The sequence below is a fragment of the Caballeronia catudaia genome (assembly GCF_001544755.2).
GTDB lineage: Bacteria > Pseudomonadota > Gammaproteobacteria > Burkholderiales > Burkholderiaceae > Caballeronia > Caballeronia catudaia.
This window is the reverse complement of record NZ_FCOF02000017.1, coordinates 29,789-49,843: the sequence shown is the minus strand read 5'-3', so window position 1 is coordinate 49,843 and position 20,055 is coordinate 29,789. Positions and strand designations below refer to the sequence as shown.

The following is a 20,055-nucleotide window of genomic DNA, read 5'->3' as shown; positions in this document are numbered from 1 at the left end:
CTCGCACCTGAGATGCGTGAGGAGGTGACAACTTCCTTGCTTCAGGAGTTGAAGGGCTGCAAAGTGGAGGCGGAGACTGTCGAGCTCGTATGTATATTCTGGATGGCGACGAAGAGAGGTTTTATCCCGCCGCCAGAACTGGGTTCAAGTCTCGAACGGCCTTCCACACTATCCTCTCTCTTAATCCGCGATTGTGGCCTTCCCTCGGAAGACGACTGCGAGCATCATTTGCAGGTTGCTCCTCCGGATTTTCAAGAATCGCCAAAGTTCTTCGAGATGCAAGGCGCTGACGTGCCGCGGTTTTTCCTGACCGCGATGCAGCGACTGGAGCAACGTTCGAACTTACCGTTTGTTCGGCAGTGCAACTACGAATGGACATCGTCCGCAGACTCTTTTCCAGGCGCCCCTTACCAAGGCGACGTAGGACATTTTGTTCGTCCCATTGGGCCTAACACTACCGGCGCTTTCGCCAATCGAAATTTCCTTCGTATGGCGTCCGCCTATCAACGGACGCTTGCGGTCGCACGAAAGTTTTGGCGTATGCCCGCCGACTTGGTGAACCGCCTGGCACTGGATGTCCTTCCTCTTGACCCGACACTTGCGTTCATGCGACCGTCTCGTCCGTCGTGGCTTCCGGCGTTCGATGGCCATATCACCCACGACTCCGCTTCGGTTGAGATGTATATTCAAAGCCTCGCCCGGTCGTTGCGGTCCGTAGCACAAGGACGCGTGTTACTTTCGCTATCGACCCCCGTACATGTTGACCCGCTCAGCGTTACCGAGCTATCCATAGTTCGTTGGCGACACCTCGGTGAGAGTTTGGTAGACGCGCAAGGTCTACTTGAGCGATTCTCTAAAATCCAACGAGGCGGGGGCTATGGAGGATGCCAGACGTCAGGTTTGCAATGCGTTACTTCCGTACCAGTTTTGACACTCACGGACGTCTTGGATAGCAAGTCTAACGCTGCCCCGCTCGCTTCGACGTATGGCTTCAGTCGCCTCGGCTACCTTCAACGCGATTTGTATCCTTCGCGGCTCCACTATCCGGTCGTCACCGATACAGAAGGTCCCATTTCCATTCATCCGAACGACGGTTGCCTTAGCATCTCGAGCACGAGCGGACCAATCGCAACACTAAGCTACTGGAATGCTGGATGGAACCCCGTTCACCCGACCGATATGAGCGGACTGTGCGGAACTGCGCTTGTTACCGAACCAGACATGGAAACATTCGCCCCTCGCCAAAAGTCACATCGAGACTTCTACCTTTGGTGGGTGACTCGCAAACGCCGCGCTACGTCCTACGAGGCATTTGCATCTGAGAAAAGATTCTGCGGCATAATTTTCACTGAATGAAGAGCCGTCCAGCGTATCCAGCGGGACGGCATTTTCGAAGGCGATGCAACGAACGACGCGGCTTGAAAATGCCGACGGCCAACACGAAACATGCATTCAGAAAAATTTAACGAAGTTGAACACGAAACCATCGTACTTTTGGCGGCTTGGGAAATGCTTGGAGGCATGGTTAACTATGCATTTTTCAACAAACTCAAGCGAACCAACGACGTCCTTTTGATGTTCGACAACTCCAACGATAAAAGATTGTTCAATATCTTATTAGGTGATTTTCTATCTCAGCCTAACGAACGCGGTTCAAACGACAGCTTTCTTAATTTGAAGAAGCCACCCAAGTCAGGTCGCCCCACCGACTACACGTTCCTTTTTTACTTGCGACAAATATGCGCAGCGCCGAAGCTTGCGAGGAATAGCGACTGCATACAGAAGCCGCTTGACTCGCTATCGACGTGGCTCGAAGCCGACTGCCTCGTTCCTGACGTCTGGTTCGGCGAGATAGATGTCCAAGCGGACGTTCGCATAGAAAGGATTCGCTACATCAAGATTTGTGGGGATATTGCCAAGCACAACTTTTCGCGCCTGCAGTCGAACGTCGAGAAAATCGTCCAGACACTTAAGCGAAGTGGTGTTGAGATTAGTGCAGAAGAGGGATTTAAAGCGTTACCAGGTTTCTACGAATGGTTCCATGAGAACATATTTACATATCACTCAAGCTATATAGCCGAAATGCTGAACGACTTGCTTTGGGGAATCAACGACTATCTGGCCGATGAATTCTCGCAATCGTACACACAAGAACCTGAGGAGGACCATCGGTACCGTTATGAGTATCCGGAGGATTGCAATCATTCATTCGCTCGGTCTGCGTACTGGAGCCTAATGAACCATGTACGTCATGGACCATATCTGCCGCGGTTCAAGGTGTCCCCGTCGCTTACCACCGAGTATTGAGTAGAGGCCGACTATTGCGAGGTAACGGTGTTGTATGACACCACCTCCCGTGAAGTCTTCCGGGGTCAACACTTGTTCAGAAGCGATGGTTCAAATGACGGATACTTCAGTCGTAGCGCATTGGCTACTTCGACGGCCGTACTACAAAAGAAATGCGAAGGAACACATGACGTACGCGAGCGCAATCCGTCCAATCCGCAACCGGCTCCGCAAGTTTTCCTACGCTAGCGTTTTGGCCCAACTGTCTCAGTTCATCGGGACCGAGTCAACGGCAGATGACGGAAAGCCACGTGCCCCATGGCTTGCGGAGCGCGTCGCTGTCTGGGTATTGCGCGATGAACCGCGGATGTACGGTTCCGAGGCAATCACACGGCAAGAACTACGGCAGTGTATTGACTTGGCATGGAAGGTCGCTGACCTGGCCTTCACCGGATTCGGGCCGGGCCGCTCATTTCACCTCGCGCTAAGGTCGTGGATTCTCCCGCAAATTCCGCATCAACGAGAGCAAGAGCTGGGACCCTTCGCGCGTCAGATTGACCTCATAAACCAACTGCAACCGAACTCGCATCTCTACCGTCTTTTCCAAGAGAGCTTGGGCATGCCGCCCATGGACTTTCTCGGCCTTGCGACCCTCTTCCGCAAACACTCACTCGAAGATATTTCGACCGTCATGGCTCCGAGATATAGAGTGGCTTTGCAGGGAATTTTTGGGCGAGCACCCGTCGAAAAATTTTATCAAACGATGCTTATCCCCCGACCGGTGACTGCGGAGCAATTCGAAGAGGTCAGTTCCGACGAGTGGTTCCAGCCGAACCTGCTGTATAGGTCACCTTTCACACGTTTGGAAAACGACACTTGGTATTTCTGGGGGCGCTGCTGCCTCGACCGCAACCTCGGATACGCGTTGAGTGACATCGTTGGCCGCAGCGAGAGCCCCGGGATTCGACAGAGCTTCGAAAAACTGTTCGAAGAGTATGTCGGGCGTAGCCTCAGTCTGACTGGCCTTGAGATTCTGAACGAAGAGCAAGTTCGGACCCGCTTTTCGGTCGGCGGCAAGTGCTGCGATTTCGCAGTATTAGATGGGGCTGATGTGGTGTTGCTCGAGGTCAAGAACAAGGCCCTGACTCACACACTACCCGCGACAGGAACAGCACGTGATTACGCATCGAAGCTCAGTGCAACCGTGAAGAAGGCGGATGAACAACTGAGAAACGTCGAGGCTTTCGTACAGAGGACCTATCCCAACGCGGCCGTGCACAAGGTCGTTATCACCTACGGTGACCTTTTTGCGGCTGAGACGGACCAGCTATTCACGGCAAGTGCAGACCACTTCGCATCGGGAAACCCGGTCTACATTCTCAGCGTCGACCATGTCGACAGGCTTATCGAGGCTGTCCGGCTGAAAAAGTGCGGATTCGCGATGTTTTTTGAAGACTACACGCGACGTCGAAGCATCCCGGAAAAGCGTCTCTTACTGCTGTCCGACCTACTGAACGAGGCCCCCTACCGGAGCCCAGAGCTGCCGCCTCATCTGTTCGATGTCTACGCTCCGTTCTACGAGAAGTTGATGGAGAGAGCGAAGCCGAATCAAATGGCGACAGCTTCCTGAGACTGGCACCGCCGATACACCCGATGTTAGTGACAATACGCGCAGGCAACTACACCAATTTGACGCTATCGCCGGCAAGTCGGATACACCGCTCTGCCCTGCTCGTGTTCGGGCATACTTCTTCGATTGCCACGATTGGACTCGCGAAGAACGGCGGCCTGCGGCGCAGGCGGAAAAATGACGCCGGCATGATTACCGAACGCGCAGGGACCATATGCAACGTATGAAGACGCCGAATATCCGAACCGTCGACATGAAGCTCGTCGATGACCTGTTCGAAATGAATGGCGGGTATGTGCTCAATTTCTCCGACCGAACCATGGGCATCTTCTTTCTGGAAGAGCTCAATGTCGACATTGACGACCCCGTCTACCATGATAACGGCACATCCAAAGCAAAGCGGCTCCGGTGCTTTCTGAACAAGGTCGACTTGGTCACCGCCGTTACGACGCTCAAGGCCCTGTGGAAATATCGCGAAGCCGTTAGGCAATCGCAGGGACGGGATGAATGGGTCTCCAACGCGGAAGGGCAGTTCCTCTCCCTGATTAACCGTCTCGAAGGCAAACCCGAGGGGACCGCTAGTCCGAATCCGCCGCCCAAGCCGGCGCTCGATACTCGCCGGATTCTGGCGCTCAAGACCAAGCTTATTGAGCTATCGTCCTTGCCTCCGCATCCCCGGGGATACGCGTTTGAAGCATGGCTGAAGGAGGCGTTCGACTGCTTCGGTCTCGAAGCGAGGGAACCGTTTCGCCATCGCGGCGAGCAGATAGACGGCAGCTTCGTGCTGCAAGGCGAAACCTATCTCGTCGAGGCGAAGTGGCAGTCCGCCCAGACTCCCGCAGCCGATTTGCATGCTTTTCACGGGAAGCTGGAGCAGAAAGCCACATGGGCCCGCGGTCTATTCGTGAGCAACAGCGGCTTCACTCCGGACGGGTTGGCCGCCTTCGGTCGCGCTAAGCGCGTCATCTGTATGGATGGACTAGACCTGTTCGACGCCCTCGACAGGCAGATTCCCTTGAATCACCTGCTCGAGCGGAAGGTTCGACGTGCCGCAGAATCGGGGCTCCCCTTCGAACGCGTGCGCGACCTCTTTGCCTGACCGCAACCAAGACGGAACGGGCCCGCCGGGCCCGCCCTTTTCCAAGCTATACGCCAGCGTGACTGAGTGCCTCACTCGGCAACTATCGAACCGTGCCCCGGACAATGGCGCGAGGACCCGTTCATCGCCATGGCTAGTGAGAAATCGACCCCGACAGGAATTCGTCTGCCATAAATCGTTCGTTATGCATACTATTTGACGACATCCAATTGGCGACTTCGTCGCGTAGAACGCTGCTGTCAGTATGAGAGTAGCGCATTTGACGCTATACATGCCAGTACGCGATTAACCATGCTTTTCTCTTAAACCGTATATCTCAGAATATCTCGTTTTACTACTCATCTTTTTAGGTTGCAAATCGAGAAGGCCTGCTCGCTACTTACGAAGCCCTTGAACACCAAATCTTCGCCTCGATGTCGACTTGATTGATGGCCATAGTTACGCTAAAGTGGGTTCGGGTGCAACGCCCATAGACTGAAATCGCAATCAACGTAGCCGGCCAGCAACTGCCGGAAATCCTCCTTTTATGAGAGGGTACGTTAGCGAGGTTGCGATGCGGTACGGATTTGAACTGATTGGTTGGTCGGGAGTTAGCTCAGGCAAATTGCAGATGCCGTGCGACCCCGGAAATAGGGCTCCATGCGATGCAAGGCGTCGTTGGAGCACATTTGGAGCGGGTCGCTCCCGCGGCTTATGGGCCTCCCTCGTCGTCCATCCGAAGCTGCCCACCAGATTCGAATCGCAGCCCGCGCCCCTCCTTTCCTGTCACGCGCTAAGTGGATTCGACAGACCGCCTATTACGGCCTGCGGAGACCATCGCGCTTCCCCTCACCTGAACGTTGTCGCGTTGCCCGAATTGGTTCGGCACGCACGGCACACAGCTTATTGTCGACCAGTTCCTTCTGTCATTCGGGGCCGGGGCTGACTATGGCGCGGCTAGACTACATTCAATACCAATATTATGAAGCCTCATTAGATGACGCTGGTGAGCTGGTCTGGATAAGACTTTCAGATAAGCCGCCCATCGCACGCTTACCGCAACTCTATTGGGAGAACCACAGCGGATGGGATGAAGCGAATGCTTGGAGTCTGGAAAGGGCTGAAGCAGTCGACGATGAGACAGTGAAGCGCACGATGAAACACATGTGCGTGTACGCAAACTTCCTCGAGTCCACAAACACGGACTGGCGACACTTCCCTGTACGTCGGGACCAGCAGGTGCTTCGCAGATTCCGCAAGCACCTCATTGACCAGCGCGATGAAGGGACTCTTGCCAGCAGTACGGCGTCGAATTGCATGAGCACGGTCATCCAGTTCTATCGGTTTGCCGATTTGCACAACCTAATCGGCAATAGCGCTCCAATGTGGAAGGACCGTCTCGCGGTTATACCGTATCACGATACGGCAGGCTTCAAGCGGACCGCGGTCCGGCTGAGTAGTGACCTCTCCATCCCAAATCGAAATTCTATCGGCTTGACGCTGGAAGACGGACTACTTCCTCTTCATGCCGACCATATGAATCGACTTGTCGCACACACGGCTAAGCATGAGACCGAGGAACTGCACCTCATGCTCTCCACCGGATTCTTCACAGGCGGGCGCGTAGGCACCGTAACGACCCTGACCGTAACCAGCCTCCTGACAGCGCGAGAGGACCCACATACGCCTGGCATTTTCTTGCTCCCCGTGGGTCCCGGGACCGGTATCGCTACAAAGGGCTCGGTGAAAGGCGACATGATGGTGCCTAAGGCAGTCTTGGATGACCTGAAACGATATTCATTGTCGACGAAACGTCTGCTGCGAGAGGCAAAAGCGGGTCCGAAGCACAAAAACCTACTGTTCTTAACTCGTACAGGCCGACCTTACTCCGTAGCGACTGTCGACAGGCTCATTCAAGAGATGCGACGGCGGGCAGTGAACTCTGGCATGCGGTTTATGGTGAACTTCAAGTTCCATCAGTCCCGCGCGACGTTCGGTACGTGGTTATTGGATGTCTTACTCTCGAGTGGAGCCAGCCCAGCCGAGGCAATAGGAATCGTTCGAGACGCCATGCTTCACAAAAACGAATCCACGACTTATCGCTATATCAAGTTCAGGAAGGCGACTCGCGCCAAGCAAAACGCCGCAATAGCGTTCAATGAGGCGTTCACGGGCTTCCGAAACCGCGACTGGGACAGCGAAGATGCTTGACCGACTTCGACTACCCGACCTGACGTTTCCAGATGTCATGTATGGTGCGGACGAAACGCCTTGGGACCTCGCCGTCTTGCTCTATCGCCGTGGAGCTTCCGCTCGAGCGGACCATGTCAAAAATCTAATTGCAAGTGGGGCACTAGGTCCCCCAGAGTTTGACCGGTTAGAACTGGTATCTGCCTTGCATGAGGAAATCAACACAGCGCTCGCCGGTGGCAACTCGCGTGAAACTGCCGCCGACCGGATAAGAATCTTGCGGATGTTGTTCAGCTTTGCAGAGCGCGAGTCTCTCCCACTCACGATGTCGACTATTGAAGCGACGTATTGCGCATGGGGTGACTTTCTCTTGCACCGCACGCGGTTGAGAAGAAAGCCTGCGGAGAAAGCACGCGGCGGTCAACACCCTCTAGCCATGAGGTCGGCTTTCAACTACGCAGCGGTCGTTGGAACACTTTTGGACCGCGCCCTCCAACGACACACTGGGATAATTGAGCTGACCCGCCTTAGATGGAAGAGCTGCCGCAAATCAGCGGTCGGCATCCAATCTGAAAAACAGAATCTTAGCAATACATTTGAGCTGGGACACATGCTGCAGGATGTATGCGACAGCCTTCCCAAAAGCGCCATCCTTGGCGCAGAACTGCCCTTTGAAATTAAATTGCGAAGCGGCAAGTGGTTCAGTGCAGGCAGCAACGGACGCTCCACAACAGACAGTGATGTGGTTCCGGGTATCGGCGCCCGGCAATTTCTCGCGAACCTAAGGATTGAAGCCGAACTGATGATGTTCATCGGACAGACAGCTATGAACGCGACGGAAGCTAGCCGCCTAACATTGCGGCGCTTTTCCTACGTGAGCCATAACGACAGCTACGAGGTCAGCGAATATAAGCGCCGGGGAAGCCGCACAGTGTTGTTCGAGATATTCAAGGAATACAAATCTCACCTCGAGCGCTACCTTGAATGGCGTAAAGCCCTGTTCCCCAAGTCAAATCTGATGTTTCCTTTCATTCGATATGGAAGCCGGCCAGGCTCCCGTTGCGACATGGCAAGAATCCGCACGATTTGTGCTGAGTTGAATCTCACCTTCATCGGCCCTCGTCTGTTGCGAAACACGAGAGTGAATTGGATGTTACGCAGAACTGGCGACCCAGCTTTTACAGCTCAAACGAGTCAGCATACCGAGAGGACTTTGCTCCGTGTCTATCATCGGCCAAGCCACCAGCGCGCGATGGCCGAATCCACCAGATTCTGGGCAGTCCTAGACTCGCATCTGGCCAAGAAGGAGGCCGTTGCTCCGGGAGAATGCACCGGCGCTCCGAAAGAAGAAACGTCGATTGCGAAGCAAGCCCCAAAGCCAAACTGCGCGAGAAAATCCGGGTGCTTATGGTGCGTAGACCATCGCGACATCGACTCCTTTGACTACGTTTGGGCTCTGGCGTCCTTTTCTCAACTCAAGCTCTACGAACTCACCAAGGTCGATATGCGGAAGCTAGCTGAGGATGCACCACCGGCAAAACTGGCAATCGACCGAATTCAGGAGAAGTTGAGTTGGTTCGAAGAATCGAGCGCGGAGCACCGGGAATGGGTTACAGAAGCGCGAGCGCGTATTGCCGAAGGTTGGTATCACCCTGACTTCGAAGTGGAGCTTGCAGAACTGGAGGGAGCACTATGACAGTGGTTGTCTCTGAATTCGGCCTCAACGTGGTTGAGTGTCCAATCGCACCAACGCATTTTTGTTATCGGCCACCAAGTTGGCCTCCGCCGGCGGACTGGGTGGTCAGCTTAGACGAGAGCGGCAACCCCAAGTCGAAATGGGGTGACCCATATTGGGATTTCTCTGCATGGGTTGGCAGAAGGTTTCGATTCGACTTTGCCGGAGGGCACCACGGCCGAAGCGCGCCCAAGCTTAGCCCTGAGAATCAAAATGTCATGAGAATCCTGGCCACTTGGATTCTGTGGGGTCCCATGGGTGCTCGGAGTTGGTCGTACCTAAAAAAGCATTTTGACCTTCTGCGTCGGATTGTTGCGCTTTGCGATGCTGAGGGGGTTATTGCATGCAACCTTGTTCGCTATCCGATTTTGGTCGGAAAGCTCACGGCTCTGTACCCGAACGGCAAAGATTCCAGAACTGTTCTGCAGGTTTTAGACCGAGTTCTTCGTTCTGACGTCAAAATTGGATTTACTTTACTGGATGAAGCGGGCCTGTTCGATTTTGCCGACGCGATGAAGAAACAGCAATCGCGCAAAACAAATGAACATGACGAAGAAGTCACTGGAGAGCAAACCGCCTATATCCCTCCGAGAATTTGGGTGTACCAAGTCCGCCGGCTTAGAGAGTGTCTCGATGATTTTCTTGGGCACCAGAAACAAATTGAAAGTTGTTTCAAGTTTTGTGTCGACGCATACGCTCACAACTTCGGCGACCTGAAGACTGCGTTTCTTCATGAAGGAGACCGCGATTCATTCCTTCCGTTTGCAAAGCAGCGGGAAAACAGTGGCGCCAGGTCAGGGCGGCAGTTTTACGGTCCATTCGAACTCGTCGCGAAGGAGTTTGGAATCTTCGATATTCTGGCGAAGTGGGTACTGCCACCTCGGCGAGGGACTATTGACATAACTTCGCTGTCGTCCTATCTGACGCTTGTACAAACCGTGGGATTGACCTACGTAGCAAACTTTACGCTCCAGCGGAAGGAGGAAGTCGCGACGTTGAGGGCCAATTGTCTTCAATGGGAGCAAGACTCAGTGCTTGGTCGCGTTCCGATTATCTGCGGCGAGACGACCAAGACTGACCCAGACAGCGACGCTCGATGGCCGACAAGCCCCAACGTCGAAGTCGCGGTAGATGCGATGACTGCCATCGCTAGGCTGCGGATGAGCTGTGCCGTCCAAAATCCCGCCGTTGGCTGCAGCGAGTATGACCGGGAAAATCCTTGTCTCTTTCACTATTGCTTTGAGCCATGGGCTGCAGTTCCGGGGAAATGGAAAGCCTACATAACGAGGCCTAAGCTTCAATCCTACCGTTACCTCGCGCAAAGGTTCCCACGTCTATTTGACCTAGAAGTGCTAAAAATAACTGAGGAGGATTTGGCAATCGCTCGAAAGTTCACGCCTAATCTGGACAAGAATGGAGACTTTGCAGTAGGCAAGACATGGCCATTGGCTTATCACGAGCTCCGACGCACGGGTGCCATCAACATGTTCGCCAGTGGGCTTCTGAGCGAAAGTTCGATTCAAGTCATCTTGAAGCACGTTACGTTGCTTCAAACCCGATACTACGGTCGTAACTTCAGTCGTCTTCGCTTCAGTGCAGACTTCGAGAATCAAGTCGTTTCTGCTCGATACGAAGTCATGGGAAAGCAGATACAAGCCCTTGTCGGCGAGCACTACGTTTCACCGCTCGGCGACGAACGGAAGGACGAAATCGTCGTCAACTTGGTTGGTACCAAAGCCTTGAAGGCACTCATTAAAGCGGCCAGGAATGGAGAAATCCCGTTCCGGGAAACGAGGTTGGGCGGATGCGCGAAGCGAGGGCACTGTGACTACGGTGGCATTGAATCAGTAGCGCGTTGCTCGGGGGGCGATGGGGATAAGCCGTGCCGAGAAGCGGTGTACGACTCCAGGAAACGACCCGCAGTGAAACGTCAACTTGAAGATGCCAACGTCCAGCTTAGCAAAGCGTCAATGGACAGCCCTCGTGCTCAAGCGCTGAAGGCCGAAATCATCGGCATGGAAAACTACCTCAAAGTCACGAAGCAGAATAAGCGCGGTTCGTAGAAAGACGACTCTGTGCGAGTCGTGACCGCTTAGCTGCACTCAGGCTCTTCGCGCATGTCTGAGGAACCTGCACGGGACGGTCGACAGGAGATTGTTTCAGCGAAGCAGCGGCCGCGTTTGCAACCGACAAGGCACGCTGTTGGGCGAACCACATTCATAGGTGGACAGTATGAACGAAGCAGTGCCGACAAAGACCGAGCCTGAAACCGCAGAGCAGCGATTTCGAAGCGCATTCGAGCGCCTAAGGGAGGACCGTCCCCTGATACTGCCGCGCGGAACCCCTGTCAGCCAAAACAATGTTGCCAAGGAGGCGGGCACAGACCCGACTGCACTCAAAAAGAAGCGGTTCCCAGCGCTAGTTCGCGAGATTCAGGCCTGGATAGAAATGCATGACGCACAACAGAAGTTGCAACAGGCCCGTCGCGAGCGGAAAACGCGTATACGCGAGGACCTGAAATCGCAACTTACGCGGCTGACGAAGCAACGCGACGATTCACAGTCTCAACTCGCGAGTGCTCACCGCTTGGTGCTCGAAGTCCTGCAGAAAAATGCTTTCCTTCAGGCTAGGCTCGATGAACTTTCCCCTCCTCCAATCCCGCTGAGAGAGAAGCTGGTCGCTATGGACAAAGGGACGCCGAAATGAGCGATTTCGCGCTAGAAGGCATGGACATCGCCAACGCATCACGTTTCATAGAAAAAACAACAACATACAGGACAGTCCATAGCGACTGAACTCGGGGGTGCAAGCTCAACGTGTAAGCGTCAAGAAAACCGTCAAAGCTGCTTGCCTCGCAAAGCGGAGTACCCGATAAAGGGACTCCGCTTTTTTGTTGAGCGGACGAGGCGCAGGACTGCGCGATCAAGAAGAACAACGAGAGAACAAGCAATGCAGAGACTCACGCCGATGCGCACGCTACGCGCGTTCGCCGTCGCCGCGCTGGTCGTGGCCAGTGCCGCGTGGACGCCCGACGCGTTCGCGTATCGCGGCACTCCTTACCAGTACCAACCCCAACCCGACGAATCCGACCTCGACAACCACGGCCACTACGTCAATCGCGACGGCAACACGGTCCACTCACCCGCGCACTCCCGCTCGGGCACCGTTCCCACCGGCGCGACCGCCCAGTGCCGCGACGGCACCTACAGCTTCAGCCAGCACCACAGCGGCACGTGCTCACGCCACGGCGGAGTGGCGCAATGGCAGTGAATACGCGGCATTTTGCAACGAGTTTCGGCCGGTCACACATTTCAGGCGCGCGAGCCGACCGGAAGGACTGGCAGAGCCGGCGCGTCAACCTACATCGGGAGTTGCACTTGGCCGAACGCGCCCCTCCGCTGCTCCGCCCATCAACGCAAAGACGCCAATCAGTGCCATGAAGAAAAACGCTGCCAGCGGCACCCAAGGTCCAAATTCCCAGCTTCGCGCGTAGAGCAGCGCGAAGATCGCCAGGGCTGGAAAACCGTATGCATTGCATGACGCAACGATCTGCCCCACCCGTCGCGCAGGATGCGTCGCGATGAGTTGCTTTCTCAGGCTGACGCGCAACATGCCGAAGCCGATGCCACAAAGAAAGAACGCTGCGCAAAGCACGGGAAGCGCATATGAAATCGTCAGCAACGCCAGAAACGGCAACGGCATGAAGGCCGCTGCCGTGACGGTGATATATCTTTGCCATCGGGCGGAGAGGCAAATCAGTCTCTCATAAAGAACGCCGATACACGCCATACCGAGTCCAATGAAGGCGTCTAGCAACGCAGCATGCTCAACAGTGCCATGGCCTTGAGTGTTAGCGGTCAGTGGCACGGCCATATTGACGAGCGTGAGACACGGCCAGACAAGCGCAAGCGTGGCGATGGTCGTCCAAGCGGGCGTGTTCGACGGTTCGCCGCGTGCCGCACACAATTGCGAGGCGCCTTCGAGCGCGTTGTCTCGTGTCTCGTCTGCGTCGCGGCGAAGCGAAGGATGCGCGAAGAGCAGCAGAGTGAATACATAAAGCACTGCTGCGGCAAGAAAAGGGGCATCGCTTCCGCCATGCCGAATAAGCAAACCAACGGGCAAACCTCCGAGCATGAGTCCGGCTTGCGTAGCGGCACTCTGTCGTGAATTGAGCGTGTCGCCCTGCTTTAGTGGCAAACCGTTCGCGGTGGCAGCCAGCAGGGCGTCCCATGCGCCTTCAAGCAAAAAGAAGATTGATAGCACGAGGAAATTCATAGCCAGAACAGCCAGAGGTAAGTGAAGAATCGGGACAAACGCTGCTGCGCTGGCGCAGAGCCCGGCAATTCCCCAGAGCGTGATCTTGCGCGAATCCACCCTCTCGAGCAGTCGACGAGCAAATGGCGCCGCTACAACCGCCGGAAGAAATCCACCAATGGCTGACAAAGCCAGCGACATCGCTCCGCCGCTGCCCGAGCGCACACGATTCCACGCCACGGCTAGGAAGAGCAGACCGTTGGCAAAGCGATAGACAAAAGTCGCGAGAAGAAACATATTCACGAGCCCTCCGCTGCGACGCACGACAAGATTTCGGTTTTACACGAGACGGACGCGAACAAACGATCGATCCATTCGCGGGTTTTCTCTGCACCGGTGGTGGCAATGACCCCGGCGAGCGGCACTTCGTGCGCTTGATAAGTGACATGCGACGGCAGTGATGCGCCGGTTTTCAGTTCGTGCCAGTGAATGACGGAAGGACTTGTCCGGAAGAACTCCACTCCATCGAGTCCGCGATGTGTTCTATCCTTTTGATGATGCCCCGGGTACACGAACCATCCGTGCCACAGCCCGGTCGACGACGTCCGACAGGACAGGTCTGCATATTCACCAATCAGGATTCGCAATTCCTGAGATGGAAGATGTACGCCCGTAGCCAATTCGAAGGTTCTGACGACGTCCGCGCCGCCCACCCGGTTGGCCACTTCAAGAAACACCATGTCGAACCCGTGTCGGATAGCCTCAAGATGAAAGCTTCCGTTTCGGATGCCTGTCGCTTCAAGTGCGCGTTGCACCCAAGCGCGCTCCTCATTGCAGAGGGGATAGTGATAGGAACCGAGTGGCGCCCCGTTTGCGAATGCAAGGCAGTTGCCCACATATTCACTGGCGGTAATCGTCAGCACCGTCCCTTCGTGGACTAACCCATCGAAATGCAGAATCGGGCCACTGATGAACTCCTCCACTTCATATTCGCTTAGATTGCTCTGTCCGCTATCCAGACGGGCAGCGCCCGTACACCTCGACACGATCGCGCTAAGCGCGGTCTTCGGATTCGCAAGGACAACGACGTCTTCGCTGGATGCGCCGCTATGAGGTTTGAGCACGGTGTCTGCACTCCACGAAACACGTCCGCCCGACGCGACGAACTCCGGCAGGGAAAGGAAGCGCGGCACACGAATGCCCGCTCGCGATACAGCTTCCTTCATCAGGATCTTGTCACGGGCCAGCCTGACTTGGTCGACGGTGGCACCCGCGACCGCGAGCCATCCGCGAAGGTTCGCGGCGTCGAGCAACTCGTATTCCGACAGTGAGATGATGCGATCGAAGTGGCGAGGGTTTTCGCTCAGCCATTGCCTCGCTTCTTCGAATGCCGACGCGATTCCCGGCCGTTCGACTGCCTTGCAGCGAAGTGCACCCGGCAGCGTGGCAAGTGAACCCTTCACGCCGAAATACGTTACTTCGTGGCGCTCGTGATCAATGCCCCGGTGATAGTCGATTTTCGGGTAGGGTATCCGATGCAGAATAAGGATATTCATCGGCCTCTCCATTCAGGCTAACGTACGAGCACGGTCTTCGGCGTCGCGTGCTACTGCATCTGCAGGCATGCCGGATTCCAGTTCATCAGCCCAGTATTCGCGCACGCTAGCCACGATATCGCCAATGTTTACACTCGAATCGTAAAGAGACACGCACGCGCAGCCTACGAAATCGCTGTTGTCGCGCGCCACCGACGGCACAAACCTGTGCTCTGGGCCTATCCACGAAAAGTCGATCGAACGCAGCGAGCCTTCCGGCAGACCAAAACGCTTTGCGGTCCGACTGAGCGTGGTCAGGAACATCGTTTTGCCCCTCGTCACGTCAGGCGCTTCGAACCAACGGTCTTGCTTTACGCCCAGCATGACCGTCGCCGCTTGACAACTCGCCATCAGAGTCGAAGGGATGGATCCCTCTCCTAACACGGAATCGATCCAGAGGTGATAGAAGTCGACGCCGTAGACGGTTGCAGCAAGCGTCCAGATTTTCATTCCTGCAGGGCGCCGATTCGGTTCGACCACAGCGGCATACCTGCCGTCGTCGCTCAGTTTGATTTCGTTGTGAAATGGTCCGTCACGCTGACCGACTAGCCAATTGGCACACTCGCCCGCGCGCCGTATCGTTTCCTGCTCCGAATGCACTAGCGGAGCGGGAAGAACTTGAGCGACTTCAACGGGATATCGCCCGGAGACACTCACTTTCTCGGTGATGAACGACAGTCCACCTAGTCCGTCAAACGAGTATTCCCGTTGGTACGGGATGACTTGCTCGCAAATCACGCCCGCCGCCAGATAAGGACTGAGTTCCTCCAGCGCCGCCTCCAGACTGTCCCCGGGTCGCATCATCACGACCCCGCGGTTATTGCCTTCACAGGACGGCTTGATGACGAATCCCTCGGGATGCGTGCTCGCAAACTGCCTAAGGTCCGTCATAGATCGAATCAATGTGCAGTCGGGCGTCATCACGCGCTGGGACTTGAGCAGGTCCCGACAACGCGCCTCCGCGTGTCTGTATTCGAACTTGCTGAATGCGCCGAGAGCCAATGACGAGGAATCAACCTTCAATCCGATTCGTTCGAGTAAGGCAGCACCGCTTTGAACCGCGTTGTCGGAAAACACGATGCCGCCACGAATGTGGTCGCGCCAGTTAGCCAGTGCATCATAAGCTTGGGCAACGAAGCTGGGCGATAGAGGGTCGACCCCAACGAGGTGATCGCACAAACGCTCATCTTTCGCGCCAGGGTTGCCGCGCACCAGCACGGTCCCAACGTTGAAGCGACGACGAGCATAGTCACGCATATGCGCCACCTCCTCGACACGCGACAAGTTGTAGTCGATGATCAACAGTTTTTCGCCACAGTCGTTCATAGCATGCTCTCGAGAACATCATTGGTTGAGGTGGCTGCCAATCGAGCGTCTACGGCGTAGCGCACTTCGACGGCTTCAGCAGAAATACGCATGAGATCAGGCAATTGGCTCTCGCATTGTTGGCGGGGGACACGCCATAAAAGTTGACCGAGAAACACCTCCCTGGAAGCCTGTTCAATGTCGTCTCCTTTCTTCAGAAACAGCTGACTCACGATCGGAGCTGGTTCGACGCTTCGGAGACCAATGAAATCTATATGGCCGGGTCTCGCGAAATAAGCACGAAAGAAAGTTCCGAAGCCGGACGACGGAACCCCGTTGCCGCGATAGGAAACGGTCTCAATTTTTCGATCGAACTCTGCGACTCTCGGGGATACTTTGTCTGCGGCCGCCATCAAGAGATCAAGCCACATCTCCAGCATGCTGGCCACACCAGTGAGCGCTTTCACGCTCGGTGAGATGAGGCATCCGCCTACGCGTGGGTTAATCTCGATGAGATCCCATTGCGAACCGTCATATCGGGCTTCGAGATGGAAGCAACTCCACCGGAGTTCCAACTCATCGAACAACTGAGATACCCACCTCATTCCCGCCGCGCATACATCGCTGTTGATGGAGATTGGCGGACTCACGCAGCAGTCCTCGAGGACGGTTCCGGCTGTTTCCGTCATTTCGCATTTTTCGTGGATCGCGACGGTATGCAATCGTGCGTCGACGGCGAGTAATTCGAAGCTGAACTCGCGCCCGGGCACATAATCTTCGGCCATGAAGGACAAATTTTTTCCGAATGCGGAGCGATACGTTTCGTCTCGTCGCGCTTCATCTGAAATCCGCTCGATATCGCTCCACTCGGACTCGCTCCGCAATGAGAAGGCTCCATATGAAGCGATCCCACACACCGGCTTCACGAAATAGTGTCTTCCGTCGGACTTCAGCGCATCAAAGTTCTCGCGAGTCAGTTCCACCGCGCGCGCTCTCGATAGGCCTGCGTTTGCGAGTCTGTTTCGCAATCCGAGTTTGTCTCGCAACGCGAGTACCTCGATGGGAGCCAGGTCGGCAACGCCGAGTTCCGCGTTCGCTTGCCCCATCAGATCGCGATAGCCTTCCCAGACCGAGATGCAAGCCAGCACTCGTTCACCTTTTTCGTGTAACTCATCCAGCGCCGCGCTTACGTCTTGTGAAGTCAACTCAGGTGACTCGGTCGCGATGAGTCGCGTAGTCATGCGAGACAACTGGTCGAGCCGCCTTTCCCGATGCACGGACAGCGGCGATGACGACAGCACGAAACTACGCAGACCGCGCGCATTGAGCGCGGCAACGAGATCCTCTATGAAGGAATAACCGCAATGGCTGAGGAGCAACACACCATCATTTTTCATCGCCGCGCCATCCATCAGGCCGCCTTCATCTTCTGGTTCGTAATCTTGTCGTCGTGGAGTTCCTTGAAATACATCGCCAGCACTGCTTGATGTTCGGCGAGGTAACGCTTCAGGTTCTGAATATCGTCGTCGCCACGAATCAGATGGCGAAGTGCCTGCCATACTTCGCCCGGGTGGTCATCGTTGATATCGGTATGAGAATGTGAGATCTGCCCCGCGATGTTGCCCTCGCCCACGGAGTCTTTCAACGCATGAAGCTTTCTCGGCTCAAGCTTGACGTTCACGTATTCGACGAGATAGGAATAGGCGACGACGCCAAGCGGTCCTTCGTGATCGAGAAGATAAGAAAAGAACCCGGTCAGCAGTTTGGTCGACAGATACGGCTCAGTGGCGAGAAATTGTTCCCGAGAGACACCCGCGCGAGCGAGATCCTGAATGAACAGCTCGTCGTGCAGCATTTCCTCACGTTCGTAGTTAGCCCAGATCTGTGCTGCCTCAGGGCTACGCTTCGCGATTTCTGCGAGTGCTTTTGATTCCGAGACGCGCAAGAGGCGGATTCGCCATGCGGTCTCGATCAGATGCCGCCGGTAATACTCTGAGTCAACGGTCTTTCCCTCGAGGTGCGAAGCGTAAGGCACCGTCTCGTACCAGTGATCGATCTGGCGATCGATGAGCAAATCGATCTCTGCGCGCAATCTCTCCGATGCCCCTGCATTCAAAAACGGCACTCTATGTTCCAACCCGACATGCTTAACGCGATTTACCACTTCCACCTCCTAGAAGATCAATGAAAAGCCGGTCGAAGCGCCGAGCTTTATCCATCGACATGAATCAACCTCTTGTTTCAATTCTTTTTCGCTCTCTTATTAGGGCGTGGCGATCGCCGTCACAACAGCGTCACCCATGAGCCTGCACTGACAGGCGAGACGAAATTGCCCCCCATCGAATCCAAGGCTCGCGAGAAAATCCCTCTCGGACGGAGCGCGAGCGCCAAGTGCCTCTGCACCGCTCACGACCTCTATAATGCAAGCACCACACGCGCCTGAGCGGCAACCGAACGGAATCGATTCTTGACCATGTAGTTCGAATTCAAGCTCGGTCAATGGACTATTGGCGGGAAGGAGAACCTCAAGGCTTTGGGGCATCAGCGTCAGCTTGAACATTAAAAATCGCCTCTACAATGAATCCCGGAATCTGCTGCAGCTCGGTGACCGCTTCTGTTAGCGAAGCAATTGTCCTCAGGATTGCTAATTAGGATTAGCAAGCTTCGGCGGATTTCGATATCGTCACACGCTCATAGATCGAACGACACGAGTACGCCGACGTGCGACGGCCCAAAAGGCATCCACACCTTGATCACAAAGGGCCGAACCGCCTCGTGCCTTGCATGAATTTGCGCGGCACGCCTTTCGTCAGATAGCAGCTCAGCGCTTCACAACTGCGCATTGGCACACTCGCGGCCAAAAGGACGCGCATCGGTTGCAATGACTCGGGACGAGATGTATGCCCATGAATGCCTCGCGCTGAAGAGAACAACAATCCTAACGAAGCGCTACATACGTCGACAAATCAAATGTTTGAATCCAACGCATCAATTTTGCTCATCGATGCCATCGCCAAGCGAGGCGAGTACGTGAGCAGCGCCTGCCCTCCGAATCCAATCGACGAATCGTCCCGCGCTCTGGTCAATCGGTCCGTCGGGCGCGACAAGCCAATAGCCGATTGAGCCTTCGTAGGCAAAGTTGGGAACGGCCTCCACAAGTGTCTTCTCGATCAACCGCCTCTCGATCAATCGATGTCTCCCCATTGCGATACCTTGTCCCGCTGCGGCCGCTTCGAGGACAATGTTGTAGTCGTGCAACATGATCTTCGGGATTCGCGACAAATCGCATCGATGGCGGGTGCTCCACGCCTCCCATTCAAAATGCCGATGTGCATATGACATAAGAAGCGGTCCATCGCACAAATCTGTTGCGCTTTCGAAAGGACCGTGCTTCGCCAGATACCCCGAACTGCACACAGGCGACAACCGCTCACGCATCAAGAGCGAAGACTTAACATTAGCCCACTCGCCTTCTCCATAGCGAATGGCGAGATGGGCGGCGCCCGCGCCGACACTGGTCAATTCGATCGATGGCATCAACTGTAGTTCAACATCGGGATTCGCAAGGCTGAATTCTGCAAGACGCGGTGCCAGCCAGTGTGTTGCGAACGACGACAACAGGCTTACCTTTAAAGGCGTGTTTCTCGACTTGCTGTAGCGTATTTCACGTGTTCCCTCGGCGATACACTCGAGCGCTCGGCGCACTTTCACGTAGTACGCACCGCCTTCCGGCGTCAGGTCGATGCTGCGAGTGCGACGCACGAACAGCGGTACCCCGAGATGATGCTCGAGCTTCTGGATCTGATGGCTGACCGCGCTTTGTGTAACGGCAAGTTCGTCGGCTGCCCGAATAAAGCTCAAATGGCGCGCGACTGCTTCGAAAACGCGTAGTGTTAGGAGCGGCGGCAGATCGTGAGTCAAGGGTTCGTCGAGGCGAGGCATAGAAGGCGGCTACAAAAGCGATGACAGTCGTTTCGGCGAC

At 55.3% G+C, this 20,055-nt stretch carries 15 protein-coding genes; 8 read left to right on the top strand and 7 right to left on the bottom strand.

The genetic code is table 11. The annotated features are described in order from the left end of the window. Positions 1–1,446 precede the first annotated feature (1,446 nt). The 8 genes from AWB75_RS19210 (at position 1,447) to AWB75_RS19175 (ending at position 12,189) form a co-directional block, all read left to right on the top strand. Positions 1,447–2,307 (top strand): hypothetical protein, encoded by an 861-nt coding sequence (locus AWB75_RS19210; protein ID WP_143746454.1) that lies wholly within the window; start codon positions 1,447–1,449, stop codon positions 2,305–2,307. 166 nt (positions 2,308–2,473) lie between these two features. Next, on the top strand, positions 2,474–3,916 hold the full coding sequence (locus AWB75_RS19205) for a hypothetical protein (protein WP_061125671.1): 1,443 nt from the start codon (positions 2,474–2,476) through the stop codon (positions 3,914–3,916). Between the two features lie 223 nt (positions 3,917–4,139). Continuing rightward, complete coding sequence (locus AWB75_RS19200) at positions 4,140–5,015, top strand: restriction endonuclease (RefSeq protein ID WP_235012158.1); 876 nt, start codon at positions 4,140–4,142, stop codon at positions 5,013–5,015. A 927-nt stretch (positions 5,016–5,942) separates the two neighbouring features. Continuing rightward, positions 5,943–7,205 (top strand): site-specific integrase, encoded by a 1,263-nt coding sequence (locus tag AWB75_RS19195; RefSeq protein WP_061125670.1) that lies wholly within the window; start codon positions 5,943–5,945, stop codon positions 7,203–7,205. Then, positions 7,198–8,880 (top strand): site-specific integrase, encoded by a 1,683-nt coding sequence (locus tag AWB75_RS19190; RefSeq protein ID WP_143746453.1) that lies wholly within the window; start codon positions 7,198–7,200, stop codon positions 8,878–8,880. Before AWB75_RS19195 ends, AWB75_RS19190 begins: the two co-directional genes overlap by 8 nt. Before the next feature lie 257 nt (positions 8,881–9,137). Beyond that, positions 9,138–10,982, top strand: coding sequence for a hypothetical protein (locus tag AWB75_RS19185; RefSeq protein ID WP_061125668.1), 1,845 nt, complete (start codon positions 9,138–9,140; stop codon positions 10,980–10,982). A gap of 169 nt (positions 10,983–11,151) precedes the next feature. Beyond that, the gene (locus AWB75_RS19180) at positions 11,152–11,625 is read left to right on the top strand and encodes a hypothetical protein (RefSeq protein ID WP_061125667.1); all 474 of its coding nucleotides are present in this window, start codon (positions 11,152–11,154) and stop codon (positions 11,623–11,625) included. 243 nt (positions 11,626–11,868) lie between these two features. After that, positions 11,869–12,189 (top strand): DUF3761 domain-containing protein, encoded by a 321-nt coding sequence (locus AWB75_RS19175; RefSeq protein WP_061125666.1) that lies wholly within the window; start codon positions 11,869–11,871, stop codon positions 12,187–12,189. An 84-nt stretch (positions 12,190–12,273) separates the two neighbouring features. Here AWB75_RS19175 and AWB75_RS19170 read toward each other — a convergent pair whose 3' ends face one another. The 7 genes from AWB75_RS19170 to AWB75_RS19140 all read right to left on the bottom strand — a co-directional run bounded on the left by AWB75_RS19170 (position 12,274) and on the right by AWB75_RS19140 (position 19,994). Further along, on the bottom strand, positions 12,274–13,470 hold the full coding sequence (locus AWB75_RS19170) for an MFS transporter (RefSeq protein ID WP_061125665.1): 1,197 nt from the start codon (positions 13,468–13,470) through the stop codon (positions 12,274–12,276). A 2-nt stretch (positions 13,471–13,472) separates the two neighbouring features. Next, positions 13,473–14,729, bottom strand: a complete 1,257-nt coding sequence (locus AWB75_RS19165; protein ID WP_061125747.1) for an ATP-grasp domain-containing protein — start codon at positions 14,727–14,729, stop codon at positions 13,473–13,475. A 12-nt stretch (positions 14,730–14,741) separates the two neighbouring features. Next, positions 14,742–16,094, bottom strand: a complete 1,353-nt coding sequence (locus AWB75_RS19160) for an ATP-grasp domain-containing protein (protein ID WP_061125664.1) — start codon at positions 16,092–16,094, stop codon at positions 14,742–14,744. After that, entirely contained in the window at positions 16,091–17,485 is a 1,395-nt protein-coding gene (locus AWB75_RS19155) for an ATP-grasp domain-containing protein (RefSeq protein ID WP_235012157.1), read from the bottom strand. The genes AWB75_RS19160 and AWB75_RS19155 overlap by 4 nt, the downstream gene beginning before the upstream one ends. Continuing rightward, positions 17,485–18,237, bottom strand: coding sequence for a hypothetical protein (locus tag AWB75_RS19150; RefSeq protein ID WP_061125745.1), 753 nt, complete (start codon positions 18,235–18,237; stop codon positions 17,485–17,487). Before AWB75_RS19150 ends, AWB75_RS19155 begins: the two co-directional genes overlap by 1 nt. A 99-nt stretch (positions 18,238–18,336) precedes the next feature. Then, entirely contained in the window at positions 18,337–18,615 is a 279-nt protein-coding gene (locus tag AWB75_RS19145; protein ID WP_235012162.1) for a 2Fe-2S iron-sulfur cluster binding domain-containing protein, read from the bottom strand. 446 nt (positions 18,616–19,061) lie between these two features. After that, positions 19,062–19,994 (bottom strand): LysR substrate-binding domain-containing protein, encoded by a 933-nt coding sequence (locus AWB75_RS19140; protein ID WP_235012156.1) that lies wholly within the window; start codon positions 19,992–19,994, stop codon positions 19,062–19,064. Between the last annotated feature and the right edge of the window lie 61 nt (positions 19,995–20,055).

What these genes read in the sequence shown, in the direction of transcription:
- AWB75_RS19190 (WP_143746453.1), top strand. Translation starts at nt 7,198, where the DNA reads ATGCTTGACCGACTTCGACTACCCGACCTGACGTTTCCAGATGTCATG.
- AWB75_RS19155 (WP_235012157.1), bottom strand. Translation starts at nt 17,485, where the DNA reads ATGGATGGCGCGGCGATGAAAAATGATGGTGTGTTGCTCCTCAGCCAT.
- AWB75_RS19170 (WP_061125665.1), bottom strand. Translation starts at nt 13,470, where the DNA reads ATGTTTCTTCTCGCGACTTTTGTCTATCGCTTTGCCAACGGTCTGCTC.
- AWB75_RS19205 (WP_061125671.1), top strand. Translation starts at nt 2,474, where the DNA reads ATGACGTACGCGAGCGCAATCCGTCCAATCCGCAACCGGCTCCGCAAG.
- AWB75_RS19145 (WP_235012162.1), bottom strand. Translation starts at nt 18,615, where the DNA reads ATGCCCCAAAGCCTTGAGGTTCTCCTTCCCGCCAATAGTCCATTGACC.
- AWB75_RS19210 (WP_143746454.1), top strand. Translation starts at nt 1,447, where the DNA reads ATGCATTCAGAAAAATTTAACGAAGTTGAACACGAAACCATCGTACTT.
- AWB75_RS19180 (WP_061125667.1), top strand. Translation starts at nt 11,152, where the DNA reads ATGAACGAAGCAGTGCCGACAAAGACCGAGCCTGAAACCGCAGAGCAG.
- AWB75_RS19200 (WP_235012158.1), top strand. Translation starts at nt 4,140, where the DNA reads ATGAAGACGCCGAATATCCGAACCGTCGACATGAAGCTCGTCGATGAC.
- AWB75_RS19175 (WP_061125666.1), top strand. Translation starts at nt 11,869, where the DNA reads ATGCAGAGACTCACGCCGATGCGCACGCTACGCGCGTTCGCCGTCGCC.
- AWB75_RS19195 (WP_061125670.1), top strand. Translation starts at nt 5,943, where the DNA reads ATGGCGCGGCTAGACTACATTCAATACCAATATTATGAAGCCTCATTA.
- AWB75_RS19165 (WP_061125747.1), bottom strand. Translation starts at nt 14,729, where the DNA reads ATGAATATCCTTATTCTGCATCGGATACCCTACCCGAAAATCGACTAT.
- AWB75_RS19185 (WP_061125668.1), top strand. Translation starts at nt 9,138, where the DNA reads ATGAGAATCCTGGCCACTTGGATTCTGTGGGGTCCCATGGGTGCTCGG.
- AWB75_RS19160 (WP_061125664.1), bottom strand. Translation starts at nt 16,094, where the DNA reads ATGAACGACTGTGGCGAAAAACTGTTGATCATCGACTACAACTTGTCG.